Genomic DNA, 14,365 nt, shown 5'->3' on the forward strand with positions numbered 1-14,365 from the left:
CTCAGGCTAGCGCCAGCCCCCGAAGGGGGATGGTGGCTGCCGCTACCATCCCCCCCACCACGTCGCGTCCGGTGGCGGGCCGTCGGCCCCTGGGGTCCGCTGGAGGGGTGAGCCCCTTTCCCGGCAGCGGCTGGTGGGCCGGACTCCCGCCGGCCGCGGGAGCCGCGGTCATGGCCCTCGGCATCATCTCCGTCGGCCTCCACCTGACCGGACACGAGGTCGTGTCCCTGATCGCGCTGGCCTTCTCCGGGGCGCTGTGGCTGGTACTGGCCGCCGATTTCACGGCCCGACTGCTCGGCGACCGCAGGCGGTTCCGGGCCGAGGCCGACACCCCGGCCGCCCTGACCGCCGTCGCCGCCACCACCGTGCTCGGCACCAGGCTCTCCGCGCTCGGATGGCAGGAGGTGGCCATCGCCCTGCTGGTCCTGGCCGCCGTGCTCTGGCCCGGGCTGCTGCTCTCCGTCGTACGGCACTGGCGGCGGCGCATGCCGGGCGTGGCCTTCCTCGTCTGCGTCGCCACCCAGGGCCTCGCCGTCCTCGGGGCCGTCCTCGCGACCGCCGAACACCTCGACTGGTTGGCCTGGGCGGCGCTGGCCTGCTTCTGCCTCGGGCTGCTGCTCTACGCGGTCGCCTTCGCCCGCTTCGACCTCCGTGAGGTGGTGGGCGGAGCGGGCGACCAGTGGGTGGCGGGCGGCGCGCTGTCCATCTCCGCCCTGGCCGGCTCCAAGCTCACCGCATCACCCGTATGGACCGGTTCGGCGCACACGGTCCTGCGTACCGCCACCCTCGTGCTGCTCGGCGTCTCCCTCGCCTGGTACGCGGTCCTCCTCACCGCCGAACTGCGCCACCCCCGGCCGCGCTACGACATCCGGCGCTGGTCCACCGTCTTCCCGCTCGGCATGACGGCCGCCGCCTGCCTCTCGGCGGCGGGGCCGACCGGAGCGGCCTGGCTCCGCCCGTTGGGTGAGGTCCTGCTCTGGATCGCCGTCGCCGCCTGCCTGTTCACCTGCGCCAAACTCGTCACCTCCCGCCGGCGGCCGACTGCCTGATCCCGGCGGCCGCCAGGCCACAGCACTAGGCTGCGCCTGTGAACGTCATCCTCTTCGGCGCGACCGGAATGATCGGCCGCGGCGTGCTGCGCGAATGCCTGCGCGACGACTCCGTCACCTCCGTCCTCGCCATCGGGCGGACCCCGCTCGGCGTCAGCCATCCCAAGCTGCGCGAGCGCATCCAGCCGGACCCGTCCGACCTCTCCGCGCCGCCCGCCCTCGACCTGGCCGCCTACGACGCCTGCTTCTTCTGCCTTGGCGTCTCCTCCGTCGGGATGAAGGAGGAGGCCTACCGGCGCGTCACCTACGACCTGACCCTCGCGGTGGCCCGCCCGCTCGCCGCCGCCAACCCCCGTCTCACCTTCGTCTACGTGTCCGGCGAGGGCACCGACAGCACGGAGCGGGGCCGCTCCATGTGGGCCCGGGTCAAGGGCAGGACCGAGAACGACCTGCTGGAACTGCCCTTCCAGGCCTACATGTTCCGCCCCGGGATCGTCCAGCCGGTGCGCGGCGTACCCTCCAAGACCCGGCTCTACCGCGCGCTCTACGCGGTCACCGCACCGCTGGTCCCGCTGCTGCGCCGGGTCGCGCCGAACCTCGTCATCACCAGCGAGGCGCTGGGCCGCGCCATGATCGCGGTGGCCACGCCCGGTACCGAGGTTCCCGGCCGTATCCTGCGCCCCCAGGACATCAACCGACTGGGTGCCCCGCCGGCCAGGCATAATTGACTACCGCGTACCCCCTCCCGCACACGAGAATGAACCATCTCAAACCGGGAGGAACCCATGAGCCAGGAGCACCTGACTCTGCATGACCTGATGCCCGCTCAGGCGCTGGCCGAGTCGATCGCCGCCGGGTACGTGACCCGCAAGCCGCACCCCGAGCTGCCGCTGTCGATCTACACGTACACGCGGACGGCCCAGTACCAGGGCGTCTGGAACCAGGTCACCACACGATGCCGTGGACTCGTCGCCGACGACGCCACCGGCGCGATCGTCGCCCTGCCGCTCCCGAAGTTCTTCAACGTCGGCGAGCACGAGGCCGGCATGCCGTACGCCCCCGCGCTCCCGGACGAGCCGTTCGAGGTGTACGACAAGGTCGACGGCAGCCTCGCGGTGGTGTTCCACTACGCGGGCCACTGGCGGGTCGCCTCCAAGGGTTCCTTCATCAGCACCCAGGCGACCTGGGCCCAGCGGCGCCTCGACGGCAAGGACACCTCCGCGCTGCGCCCGGGAGTCACCTACCTCGCGGAGATCCTGTACCCGCAGAACCGCATCGTCGTGAACTACGGCGACCGCCGGGACCTGGTCCTCCTCGCCGCCTTCGACCGCGACGGCACCGAGGTCCCGCTCGCCGAGGCCGCGGCCCACTGGGAGGGCATCGGCTCCGTCGTCACGGTGTGGCCCGCCATGCCCCTCGACGAGCTGATCGCGCTCACCGAGTCCAGCACCATGCCCGGCGGCGCCGCGGCCACCGGCACCGACGCCGAGGGCTTCGTCCTGCGCTTCGCCTCCGGTGTCCGCGCCAAGGCCAAGATCGCCGAGTACGTACGGCTCCACCGGGTGCTCACCGGTGTCAACGAGCGGGACATCTGGCGCAGCTACGGCATCCAGCGGTTCGCGGGCCTGCCCGCCAAGCGGCTCGCGCAGGGCCTGAACTGCACCGTCGCCGAGGTCGAGGCCTCGGGCGGCAAGCCGCTGGACGCGCTTCTCGAGCAGGTGCCCGACGAGTTCGACGCCTGGGTGCGCGAGGTGATCGCCCGCCTGGAGGAGGAGGCCGCGCGGCACGAGCGCGCCATCGACGAGGCCTACGCGGGCCTCGCCCACCTGGCCGCCGACCGGGGCGCCTTCGCGCGCGCCGTCAAGGAACTGGGCGACCGGGAGGTCCGCCCGGCGATGTTCATGCGGCTCGACGGCCGGCCGACCGACCTCACCACCTGGCGGCACGTGCGGCCGGAGACGGCGGACCCGTACACCACCGACGAGGAGAACACGGACGGGACGGAAGAGGCGCGCCGCCCCGCGCCGCAGCCCGCGCCGCGCGCTTCCGTACCGGCCGCGGCCCGTCCTGCGGGCTCCGCCGTACGGCAGCCCCCCGTACGGCAGCCCGCCGCGCGGGATGCCGTGGCGCCGCAGGCGGATGCGGAGGAGGCCCCGCTGCCCGTCGTGCACGTCATGACGGGACTGCCGGCCTCCGGCAAGACGACGGCGGCGCGCGCCCTCCAGGCGCAGGCCGGCGGCCGGATGCGCCGCGTCAACCTGGACGACCTGCGCAGCATGCTCGACCTGCCGGACCCCGAGCGGGGCCGCTCCTGGGCGCACGAGCAGACCGTACTGGCCGTACAGGACGCGGCGGTGCGGGCGGCGGTCGACGGCGGTTTCGACGTGGTCGTCGACAACACCCACCTGACCAAGCACATCCCCAAGCGCCTGAAGGCGGCGGTCGGCGGACTGGCCACCTTCGTCGTGCACGACTTCACCGACGTCCCGCTGGAGGAGTGCCTGCGCCGGGACGCCGCCCGGGAGAACCGGGTCGGCGAGGAGATCATCCGCATCCTCGCCGAGAAGCACGAGAACGCCCGCAAGGGCGGGTGGCGGCTGACGGCGGAGTGGCTCAACGGCGGCTCCGGCGCGATGGCCGCGCCGCCCGTGACCGAGTACGTCCCCGACCCGGCGCTGCCCGCCGCGGTGATGTGCGACATCGACGGCACCCTCGCGCTGATCGGCGACCGGGGGCCGTACGACTTCTCGCGCTGCGAGCTCGACCTGCTCAACGAGCCGGTACGGCACGCGCTCGACGCCTTCCGGCGCGCCGACGGCGACACGATCGTGCTGCTGTCGGGGCGCGGCGAGGAGTACCGCTCCCAGACCGAGTCCTGGCTGCGGCGCCACCAAGTGCCGTACGACGAACTGTGGATGCGCGCGGCCGGCGACTCGCGCCGCGACGACGTGGTGAAGGCGGAGCTGTTCGACGCGCACGTGCGGCACCGGTACGCGGTACGGGTGTCGCTCGACGACCGGGACCGGGTGGTGGCGGTCTGGCGCCGGATGGGCCTGCCCACGTGGCAGGTCGACTACGGCGACTTCTAGCCGCCGCAGTCGACCCGGGGCGGGGCGAGGGGGTCAGCGGCAGTACTTCACGTGGGTGAGGTTCTGGACGTAGCGGGCGGCGACCCAGTGCTCCTTGCCGTACGCCTTGTCCTCCTTGCCGGCGCCGTACTCCTTGTGCAGGCGGTACCAGATGCGGTTGCCGTCGACCGACTCGCCGTACTTCTTGCACTCGATCTCGACCTTGCGGTGCGGGTACACGTGGTCGACGGCCTGCGAGTGGGTGGTCGGCTTGCTGCGGACCTTCAGCGGGCCCTTGGAGACGACCTTGCCGATGGCGTGCTTGTCCTTGTAGCCGTCGGACTCCTCGTCCTTCTCCTTGTACCCGTCGGACTCCTCGTCCTTCTCCTTGTACCCGTCGGACTCCTCGGTCCCGTCGTCCGCGGCGGCCGCCTGCGACGGAGTGGCGGCCGCCGGACCCTCGTCGTCGGCGACGGCGGCCCCGGCCCCGACCAGGCCGAGCACCAGGCTTCCGGCGGCGAGAGCGAGGATGGTCCTGGTGGGCTTCAGCATGAGCCGGCTCCTCTACGAAGACATCCGCCCGACCGCGGCGCGCGGCGCGGGGGTGGCAACCAGGCGGTCGCCAGGGACGACTATGACGAGGGAGGGGCGCACAACTCCGCTGACTCACCGTCGATTAGCCCGATATGCCCAATATCCGACGTAGTTCGGCACGGTTCGGCACGAGTCGGTACGGGGTCTGCGCGGGCCCGCGCGTACGCGGGGCCGTGCCCGCCCCCGAACGGGCACGGCCGCGCGGCGGGGCCCCGGGGGGCAGGGCCGGTGCCGGCCGGTGGACCGGCGGTGGCAAATCTACGAGCGGCCGGCTGCCGGCCGCGCCCATCCACGGGTTGAAACGCGCCTACCCCCTTGGGGTGCGACCCTGTACAACCAGGGGTGTACACAGGGGGGATGACGTGCACTTGGCCACACATCCGGCGACGGTCCGGCTCCGAGCCGGCCTACCGGTCGTCGGCGAGATCGTGTGGGCGGTCGGCTCGCTCTGGATCTCGTCCACCCTGCTCCACAACTGGCCCGACCCCAACGGCTATTGGCGCGACACCGACGGACTCGCCTACGTCCTCCTCGCCGCCATCTACCTCCCGCTCGTGCTGCGCCGCCGGTTCCCCGTCGCCATCCTGTGCGGCACCGGGTTCTGCGTCGCCGCCTACCTCACCCTCGGCTACTACCACGTCGTCGCCGTGTGCGGCCTGGCCACCGCGCTCTACACGGTGGCCTCCCTGCGGCCCCGCCGGGTCTCTCTGCGGTGCGCGGCCGCGGCGCTGGTCGTGTTCCTGTGGGGCACCCGGCTCGCCGAGCCGGGGATCGGCGCGCTCAGCGTCGCCTTCGTGACGGTGATGACCGTCGTCTGCTGGGTCGTCGGCGACGGCGCGCGCAGGCTGCGCGAGCTCACCCGCCGACTCCGCCTGGAGCAGGAGGAGAAGGCCCGCCGGGCCGTGACCGAGGAGCGCATCCGGATCGCGCGCGAACTGCACGACGTCATCGCGCACCACGTCTCGGTGATCTCCGTCCAGACCGGTCTCGCCGCCTACGTGTTCACTGCCGACCCCCCGACCGCCCGCCGGGCCCTGGACACCGTCGGGGACAGCGCCCGCGAGGCCCTGTCCGAGATGCGCCGCATGCTGGAGGTGCTCCGGGAGGAGGGTCCGGCCCCGGCCAGGGCGGCCGCCTCCGGCCCGGAGCGCCCCGGAGCCGGTGTCCCAGGGCTCGGGCACCTCGACGAGCTGGTCAAACGGGTCGGGGAGGCCGGCGTGCCGGTCGACGTACGGGTCACCGGGACGGCGTACGAGCTGCCGCCCGGGATCGACCTGTGCGCGTACCGCGTGGTCCAGGAGGCGCTCACCAACGTGATCAAGCACGCCCCCGAGGCCCGTACGACCGTACGGGTCGACTACGGTGCGGACGAGGTCCGCGTACGCGTCAAGGACGACGGCAGCGGGCGCACACCGGCCCGCACCACTTCGGGCGCGGGGCCCGCCGCAGGCCAGGGGCTGATCGGCATGCGCGAGCGGGCGACGATCTATCACGGCACGGTGACCGCCGAGCCCGCCCCCGGGGGCGGTTTCGAGGTCAGTCTGCGGGTCCCCGTGCCCCGAGCGGGAGGGGATGACGCGGATGCCGTCCGTACTCGTCGTCGATGACCAGTTCCTGATCCGGTCCGGACTGACCGCGCTGCTCACCGCCGCGCCCGGATACGAGGTCGTGGGCGAGGCCGAGGACGGCGACGAGGCGGTCCGGCTGGCCGCCGAGACCCGCCCCGACGTGATCCTCATGGACATCCGGATGCCGGGCACGGACGGGATCACGGCCACCGAGCGGATCCTGGCCGGGCGCGACCCGGGGCATCCCGGCGGTCCCAAGGTGCTGGTGCTCACCACCTTCGACTCCGACGAATACGTCTTCCGGGCCCTGCGGGTCGGGGCCAGCGGCTTCCTCTTCAAGGACACCCCGCCCGACCGCCTGCTCGCCGCCATCGCCACCGTGCACGCCGGCGAGATGCTGTTCAGCGCCGGGGCCCTGCGGGGACTCGTCGACACCTACGCCGCCCCGCCCTCCCGCGCCCCGCACCCCGGGCTGGCCGCGCTGACCCCGCGCGAGCGCGAGGTGCTCGGCCTGGTCGGCGCCGGCCTGTCCAACACCGACATCGCGGCACGCCTCGTCCTCAGCGCCGCCACCGTCAAGACCCACGTGCACCGCTGCATGAGCAAGCTGGAGCTGTCCAGCCGCGCCCAGGCCGTGGTCCTCGCCCACGAGTTCGGTCTCGCCGCCCGGATGCCCTGAGCGCGGCCCCCTCCGGATGCGGGCGGCGGCGGGCCGGGGGAGAGTGGCTGCCATGGGTATCGAAGACTACGGTGGCGGCCCCGGGGCCCAGCAGACCGGCGTCCTGGTCGTGACGACCAACGACGTCCCCGGCTACCGGGTGGAACAGGTCATCGGCGAGGTCTTCGGCCTCACCGTGCGCTCCCGCCACCTGGGCAGCCAGATCGGTGCGGGCCTGAAGTCGATGATCGGCGGCGAACTGAAGGGCCTCACCAAGACCCTGGTGGAGACCCGCAACCAGGCCATGGACCGGCTCATCGAACAGGCGAAGGCGCGCGGCGCGAACGCCATCCTGATGATGCGCTTCGACGTGACCGAAGCCGCCGACATCGGCACCGAGGTGTGCGCGTACGGGACGGCCGTGGTTCTGGTCCCCGCCTCCACCTGAGCCCCTCCGGGCAACTCAAGAGCCTCCGGCCCCACGTAAGTCCAGGACGGCACTCCGCTTTGTCCATGGGCCTGCGTGCCCTGCGGTCCGCAAGCTGTCAGGTCAGTGAGCGGACCGCTCGGGCCTGCGTGCCGAGCGGTCTTCCGCCGAGGAAGAGCCGACTCCCGGAGGTCCGATGCGAACCCCCCTCTGGCCGGCCGCGGCCGCGGTGGCCGGCCTGGTCGCCACCCTGTTCGTGGCCGCGCCCGCCGCCCCCGCCGTGGCGGCCGCACCCGTGACGATCACCTCGCCCGAGCTGTCCGTCAGCGTGGACGGCGGCTTCCCCCGGGTGATCGGCTACACGCGCCGCGCCACCGGCGACGTCCTGCACGGCAACGAGGACCCGCTCGGCACCGTCCTGGTCAACGGGACCGCCTACACCCCCGCCGTGACCTCGACCCCCTCCGCCTCCGCCGTGGACTACGCGCTCACCTTCTCCGGAGTGACCATCAGGTCCCGCATCTCGGTGGCGGGTTCGGTCGTGGAGTTCAAGGTGACCGCGATCGAGGACACCGCCGCCCTGCGCGTCCGCAGCCTCGCGATCCCCGAGCACCACCTCGTCAGCGTCCGCAGCGACCAGCCGGGCGCCGCGCTCTCCACGGCCACCCTGCACACCGCCACCACCGGCACCGGGGACACCTTCACCCCGATCACCGGCAGCACCCCCGTCGACCCCGCCGCGACCACCGTCATGTACGGCCTGGCCAACACCGGCAGGCTGGCCGCCGCCATCGACTCCAACTCCCTCTACGACACGCCCTCGGGCGGCACGGCACGGGAGAACGGCCGGATCACCAAGCGGGTCACCGACAAGGGCTCCTACCGCCGCGCCGGACTGTGGAGCGGAGCCTGGCTCCACCGGGCCGCGGGCGCGGCCGACGGCGACACCGAGCCGCTGCCGTACGCCCGCATCGCGATCACGGCCGACCGCAACGCGGACTCCGTCGTCGACTGGCAGGACGCCGCCGTCGCCTACCGGGACATCTGGACCCCGCCCAGCGGCTGGCAGCAGACCGCCGACCGGGTCGTGCAGCGCATCCCCTTCAACTTCGCCTCCCAGGCCACCCACCCCTTCGCGCAGACCCTCGACGAGACCAAGCGGGTCTCCCTCGCCACGGACGGCCTCGGACAGTTCGTCCTCCTCAAGGGATACGCCTCGGAGGGCCACGACTCCGCGCACATGGACTACAAGAACATCGGCTCGAAGCTGGGCGGCGCCGTCGACCTGAACACCCTCACCACCGCCGGACACGCCTACAACGCCGACTTCGGCGTGCACGTCAACGCCACCGAGGAGTACCCGGTCTCGGCCACCTTCGACCCGGCCCACCAGAGCGGCGGCCTCGGCTGGGACTGGCTCGACCAGTCCTACTACGTGGACACCCGCAAGGACGGCCAGTCCGGGCAGCGGCTGAAGCGCCTCCAGGACCTCAAGACAGCCGCCCCCGGGCTGGACTTCCTCTACGTGGACGTCTGGTACGGCGACGGCTACGTCTCGCGCAAACTCCAGCGCGAGATCGGCGGCCTCGGCTTCCAGCTGGCCACGGAGTTCCCCAACACCCTCACCGAGCAGTCCCTCTGGCACCACTGGGCCACCGACGTCAACTACGGTGGCAGCGACCTGAAGGGCATCAACTCCACCATCGCCCGGTTCATCGCCAACCACACCAAGGACGACTGGATCGCCCGCAACCCGCTGCTCGGCGGCGCCGAGGTCACCGCCTACGAGGGCTGGCAGGGCAAGAAGGACTTCACCGCCTTCCAGAACACCACCTTCGCCGTCAACCTGCCGACCAAGTACCTCCAGGAATCCCCGATCGTGAAGTGGACCGCCGACACGGTCACCCTGGCCGACGGCACCACCGTCACCACCGCCGGGAACAAGCGCCGGATCACCACCGCCGGCCGCACGGTCCTGTCCGGGGACGCCTACCTGCTGCCCCGCGACGGCAAGCTCTATCACTGGAACGACAAGGCGGGCTCCACCAGCTGGACCCTGCCCGCCGGCTGGACCGCGCCCAAGCTCTATAAACTCACTGACACCGGACGCCAGTTGGTCGGCGACCTCGCGGTGAGCCAGGGCCAGGTCACCATCAACGCCGCCGCCCGCACCGCCTACGTGGTCACCAACGGCGCCGCGCCCGCCCCCGCCGACCCCAAGTGGGGCGAAGCCACGCCCGTCAAGGACCCCTCCTTCTACTCCGGGGACCTCAACGCCTGGACCGTCACCGGAACCGGAGCCGCCGTCACCCGCAACGCCCAGGGCCAAAGCGAGCTCACCTTCGCCCCCGGCACCGCCCCGGCCGTCTCCCAGCAGCTCACCGGCCTCGCCCCCGGCACCTACGCCGCCTCCGTCTGGGTCTCCACCCCGGCCGGCCGCGCCGTGACCCTCACCGCCACCCCGGCCGGCGGCGCCGCGGCCTCCGTGTACGCCGACTCCTCACCGCTGACCAACAGCCTCGGCGGCAGCGAGAAGAACGGCACCAGGATGCAGCGCATGAAGGTGTTCTTCGACGTCCCGGCCGGGCAGTCCACCGCCACGCTCAGGCTGTCCGCGGCCGCCGGATCCGCCACCGCCTACCTGGACGACGTACGCGTGGTGCGCTCCGCCCGGACCCCGCTCGGCGGGCACTTCTTCGCCGAGGACTTCGAGAACGTCGACGCGGGCTGGGGCCCCTTCGCCTTCGGCGGCGCGGGCGGCTCGGCCACCGACCCGCGCACGCACATCGCCCAGCGCAACGCCCCGTACACGCAGGCCGGCTGGAGCGGCAAGCTGGTCGACGACGTGATCAGCGGGCAGAACTCCCTCAAATCGCACGAGGAGCGGACCGGGCTCGTCTACCGCACCCTGCCCCAGACCCTGAGGCTGACCCAGGGGCGTTCCTACAAGGTGACCTTCACCTACGAGAACGGCTTCGCCGGGGACTACCGGTTCGTCGCCGGCGCCGGATCCACCGAGACCGCCACCGCGCTGGGCCAGGCCCGTACGCCCACCACCTTCACCACGACCTTCACCGCCGGGGCCGACGCCTGGATCGGCGTACGGAAGGTGACCCCCGAGGACTCGCACAACGAGGCCGACCTCGTCCTCGACGACCTGACCGTGGACGACCTGGGCCCGGTGGGCGGCGGCGAACTCCTCGTACCGCAGGGACAGATGAGCGTGAAGGCCGTCGACAGCCAGGAGACCGCGGGCGAGAACGGCAGCGCCGCCAACGTCCTGGACGGCGACGCCTCCACCATCTGGCACACCCAGTGGTACGCCGCCACCGCGCCGATGCCGCACGAGATCACCCTGGACCTCGGCGCCCCGTACAACGTCTCGGCCCTGCACTGCCTGCCCCGGCAGACGCAGAGCAACGGACGCATCGCGGACTACCAGGTGTTCACCTCCGCCGACGGGGTCACCTGGGGGACGGCGGCGGCCACCGGGACCTTCGCCGACAGCACCGCCCAGCAGGACGTCTCCTTCACCCCGCGGACCGCGCGCTACGTCAGGCTCAAGGCCACCAGCGAGGTGGGCGGCAACCCGTGGACCTCGGTGGCGGAGCTCAACATCGGCCACCGGCCCTGAGGTTCACCGGGACGGCCCCCGCACCGACTGCTGGGCCCGGAACCGTCCGGGAGCCATGCCCACCCGGCGGCTGAACAGCCGGCTGAAGTAGGCCGGATCCTCGTAACCGACCCGCCGGGCGACCCCGGCGACCGGCAGGTCGGTGCGGGCCAGCAGCTCCTTCGCCCGGCTCAGCCGGATCCCGAGGAGGTATTCCTTGACGCCCTCCCCGGTACTGCGCCGCACCGCCCGGCGCAGCTGGGGCAGCGGCATCCCGAGCCGGGCGGCGTGCTCGGCCACCGATATCGGCAGCAGGGCGTCCCGCGCGAGGGTGTCCATCACGGCGTCCCCGTGCCGGGACACCTCGGCGCGGGCGTAGCGCAGGGCCACCAGCAGCCCATGCACGGCGGCCGCGGCCTCCACCTCCAGGAGCGGGCCGCCGCGCCGGGCGGCCCGGACGATCCCGTCGACCACGTGCCGCACCCCGGCCGTCCCGCTCAGCGGCACGAGCGGCCGGTCCGGGGTGACGTAGCCGAGGTCGGTGTACGCCTCCACGCCGAGGCCCGTGAAATCGACGAAGCACTCGTCCCAGCCGGTCCGCGGATCGGGCCCGTAGTGGTGCTCCACGCCCGGCACCAGCCACAGCAGCGCGGGCGCGGTCACCGGCTGGGCGGGCCGGCCGCCGTGGCTGAACCAGCCCCGGCCGCGCGTGACGACCACGGCCACGTGGTGGTCGAGGACCCGCGGCCCCACGACCGGCAGTCCGCCCTCCTGCACCCCCACTCCGAGGCAGACCAGGCCGAGTCTGCGGTGGTTGGCGGTGGGGGAGAAGTACCGCATCCAGCTGCTGTACGGGGGCGTCGCCATCTGCGGATTGTGATCCACGGGGCCGGGCGCCCTCAAGGGGCGGCGGGCGTCCGGACCGGAACCTTCACGGGTGGGCGGCGGGCCTGCCGAAGTCCCGCTGCCAGCCCGGCGATCACGACGGCCAGACCCAGCCACACCGCCGGGGCCGGCACCCCGCCGCCGGTGAACGCGCCTGCCCCGGCCGCCGCGAGCGGCGCGATGCCGGTCAGCAGCCCGGCCCGGCCGGAGCCCACCGCGGCCACCGTGCGGTACCAGAGCAGGAACGCCACCGCCGTCACCATCACCGCGAGGTAGGCGGCGGCCGCCCACTGGCGCGCCCCGATCTCCAGCACCGCCGAGGGGCCCTCCACGCACACCGTGAGCACCGCCAGCATCACCGCCCCCATCCACACCGCGTGCACCGACACCCCCCACGGGCCGTGCCGCCGCAGCACCGGCACGGCGAGCAGGGTGAACCCGGCCTCGCAGCCCAGGGCCAGCGCGGCCCAGGCCACCCCGGCGGCGTCCGTCCGGCCCGTCCCCTCCACCAGGACCGCTCCGGCCACGACCACCGGCGCCGCCAGCAGCACCCGGCGGCTGGGCCTGCGGCCCTCCAGGAACGGGCCGATCAGCCCGAGCAGGATCGGTACGGAGGCCACCGCCACCGCGATGACGGCCGGCTCGGCATGCGCGACCCCGCGGACGACGGCCACGTTGAACAGCACCAGGCCCGTCGCCGCGATCCCGGCCAGCCACAGCCACTCGCGGCCCCGCGGCCGCAGGACCGGCACCTTCGCCGCCCGGGCCAGGGCCAGCAGGATCAGCGCGGCAGCCGCGTACCGGGCCGCCTGGACGGCGAAGAGCGGGGCGTCCACGAGGGACCGGGAGACGGTGACGCTGCTGCCGACCAGCGCCATCCCGGCGATCCCGGGCGCCAGGTCCCGGAGGGCGGTGGATGGTGTTCTCATGCGTCCACCCTGGCCCCACAATGGTCCTGTGAGCAGGTCCAAAGGGAGCGGGCCCCAGGGGTCCAAAAGGCAGTCCGCGGGGTCGGCGGGATCCGACTTCCTCCAGCTCGACATCGGCCAGGCCCCGCCGGGCGCCCGCACCGACTGGCTCGCCGGCCGGCTCCGCGCCGCCATCGCCGACGGCACCCTGCCGGTGGGCAGCCGCCTCCCGGCCAGCCGCGTGCTCGCCGCCGAGCTCCGCGTCTCCCGGGGGCTCGTCACCGAGGCCTACCAGCGGCTCGCGGAGACCGGCCAGGTGTCCGGCCGCGGCCGGGGCGGCACGGTCGTCGTCGCCGCCCCGCCCCCGGTGGCCGCGCCGTCCCCCGCACCCGCCCGCGGAGGCCTGGTCGACGCCCTGCGCGCCGTGCCCTGCCGGATCGACCTCTCGCCCGGGGTGCCCGACCTGACCGCCTTCCCCCGTACGGCCTGGCTCCAGGCCGAGCGCCGGGTGCTCGCCGGACTCACCCCCGCCGACTTCGGCTACGGGAACCCCCAGGGCGCGCCCGCGCTGCGCGAGGCCGTCGTCGGCTGGCTGGCCCGCAACCGCGGGATCCGCGCCGACCCCGACGAAGTGGTGATCGTCGCCGGAGTCGCCCAGGCCCTCGCACTGCTCGCGCACGTCCTGCGCGAGGACGGGGTGCGCCGGGTCGCGGTGGAGGACCCCGGCTCGCTCGGGGCCCGGCAACAGCTGGAGTACGGGCGGCTGGAGACCGTTCCCGTACGGGTGGACGAGGCCGGGCTGGACGTGGCGGAGCTCCGCGCGAGCGGGGCCGGCGCCGTCCTGCTCACCCCCGCGCACCAGTTCCCGACCGGAGTCGTCCTCGACGGGGAGCGCCGCCGCGACCTGCTCGACTGGGCGGCCGCCGGGGGACTGGTCATCGAGGACGACTACGACGCCGAGCACCGCTACGACCGCGCCCCCGTCCCCGCGCTGCGCGCCCTGCTGCCCGAAGGCGTCTGCTACGCCGGGAGCGTGTCCAAACTCCTCGCCCCCGCACTGCGCCTCGGCTGGCTCCTGGTCCCCCCGCGCCTACGCGAGGCCGTGACCGCCGCCAAGCGCTACGCCGACCTCGGCAATCCGGTCCTGGCCCAACTGGTCCTGGCCCGGCTGATGGACTCGGGCGAACTGGAACGGCACCTGCGCTTCGTCCGGCGCCGCCACCGCCGTCGCCGGGACGCCATGCTCCGGGCCGTCGCGGACCGGCTGCCGGGCGCGCGGGTGCACGGCGCGGCGGCGGGCCTGCACCTGATGGTCACCTTCGACGGCGCCCGCTTCGCCGACACGGACCTCGCCGCGGCGGCCCTGGACCTCGGAGTCAAGACCCACCCGCTGTCCTGGCACCGCCTCGCGTCCGGCCCGCCGGGGCTGATCCTGGGCTACGCGGCCGGGTCGACCGGCGAGATCGAGGACGGCATCGCCACGCTGGGCACCGCCCTGAGCGAGCTGCGCAAGCGCTCCGGGTGACGGCCGGAAAGTTTTTCGGAACCGGCGGCAACCTCCCCGGGGGTCGCGCGTCGTGAGGGGGTGGAGGGCG

Annotated in this window: 11 protein-coding genes; 8 read left to right on the forward strand and 3 right to left on the reverse strand. The window is 73.5% G+C overall.

What is annotated here, in order from left to right; translation table 11 throughout:
• The first annotated feature begins 107 nt into the window (after nt 1–107).
• The 3 genes from ACFWBN_RS10905 to ACFWBN_RS10915 are packed head-to-tail and all read left to right on the forward strand — an operon-like array spanning nt 108 to nt 4,138.
• The gene (locus ACFWBN_RS10905; RefSeq protein ID WP_385173906.1) at nt 108–1,049 is read left to right on the forward strand and encodes a tellurite resistance/C4-dicarboxylate transporter family protein; all 942 of its coding nucleotides are present in this window, start codon (nt 108–110) and stop codon (nt 1,047–1,049) included.
• 38 nt (nt 1,050–1,087) lie between these two features.
• Entirely contained in the window at nt 1,088–1,777 is a 690-nt protein-coding gene (locus ACFWBN_RS10910; protein ID WP_385173909.1) for an epimerase, read from the forward strand.
• Between the two features lie 57 nt (nt 1,778–1,834).
• A complete protein-coding gene (locus ACFWBN_RS10915) occupies nt 1,835–4,138 on the forward strand; it encodes an RNA ligase (protein WP_385173911.1) in 2,304 nt (767 codons plus the stop codon).
• Between the two features lie 33 nt (nt 4,139–4,171).
• Here ACFWBN_RS10915 and ACFWBN_RS10920 read toward each other — a convergent pair whose 3' ends face one another.
• Entirely contained in the window at nt 4,172–4,669 is a 498-nt protein-coding gene (locus ACFWBN_RS10920) for a hypothetical protein (protein WP_385173914.1), read from the reverse strand.
• Between the two features lie 410 nt (nt 4,670–5,079).
• Here ACFWBN_RS10920 and ACFWBN_RS10925 point away from each other — a divergent pair, with 410 nt between their 5' ends.
• The 4 genes from ACFWBN_RS10925 (at nt 5,080) to ACFWBN_RS10940 (ending at nt 10,998) form a co-directional block, all read left to right on the forward strand.
• Nucleotides 5,080–6,318, forward strand: a complete 1,239-nt coding sequence (locus ACFWBN_RS10925) for a sensor histidine kinase (protein ID WP_385173917.1) — start codon at nt 5,080–5,082, stop codon at nt 6,316–6,318.
• A complete protein-coding gene (locus ACFWBN_RS10930) occupies nt 6,293–6,958 on the forward strand; it encodes a response regulator (RefSeq protein ID WP_385173920.1) in 666 nt (221 codons plus the stop codon). Before ACFWBN_RS10925 ends, ACFWBN_RS10930 begins: the two co-directional genes overlap by 26 nt.
• A gap of 52 nt (nt 6,959–7,010) precedes the next feature.
• Nucleotides 7,011–7,385: a YbjQ family protein gene (locus ACFWBN_RS10935; protein ID WP_385173923.1), complete on the forward strand. Its 375-nt coding sequence runs from the start codon at nt 7,011–7,013 to the stop codon at nt 7,383–7,385.
• A 175-nt stretch (nt 7,386–7,560) separates the two neighbouring features.
• Complete coding sequence (locus tag ACFWBN_RS10940) at nt 7,561–10,998, forward strand: endo-alpha-N-acetylgalactosaminidase family protein (RefSeq protein WP_385173926.1); 3,438 nt, start codon at nt 7,561–7,563, stop codon at nt 10,996–10,998.
• A gap of 3 nt (nt 10,999–11,001) precedes the next feature.
• On the opposite strand, the gene ACFWBN_RS10945 is transcribed toward ACFWBN_RS10940, so the two are convergent.
• The gene (locus tag ACFWBN_RS10945; RefSeq protein ID WP_385173929.1) at nt 11,002–11,844 is read right to left on the reverse strand and encodes a helix-turn-helix domain-containing protein; all 843 of its coding nucleotides are present in this window, start codon (nt 11,842–11,844) and stop codon (nt 11,002–11,004) included.
• 32 nt (nt 11,845–11,876) lie between these two features.
• Nucleotides 11,877–12,791, reverse strand: a complete 915-nt coding sequence (locus ACFWBN_RS10950) for an EamA family transporter (protein WP_385173932.1) — start codon at nt 12,789–12,791, stop codon at nt 11,877–11,879.
• On the opposite strand from ACFWBN_RS10950, the gene ACFWBN_RS10955 reads away from it, so the two are divergent.
• A complete protein-coding gene (locus ACFWBN_RS10955; protein ID WP_385173936.1) occupies nt 12,790–14,295 on the forward strand; it encodes a PLP-dependent aminotransferase family protein in 1,506 nt (501 codons plus the stop codon). The genes ACFWBN_RS10950 and ACFWBN_RS10955 overlap by 2 nt on opposite strands.
• Nucleotides 14,296–14,365: the final 70 nt, after the last annotated feature.

This window comes from Streptomyces sp. NPDC059989, from assembly GCF_042736975.1.
GTDB lineage: Bacteria > Actinomycetota > Actinomycetes > Streptomycetales > Streptomycetaceae > Streptomyces.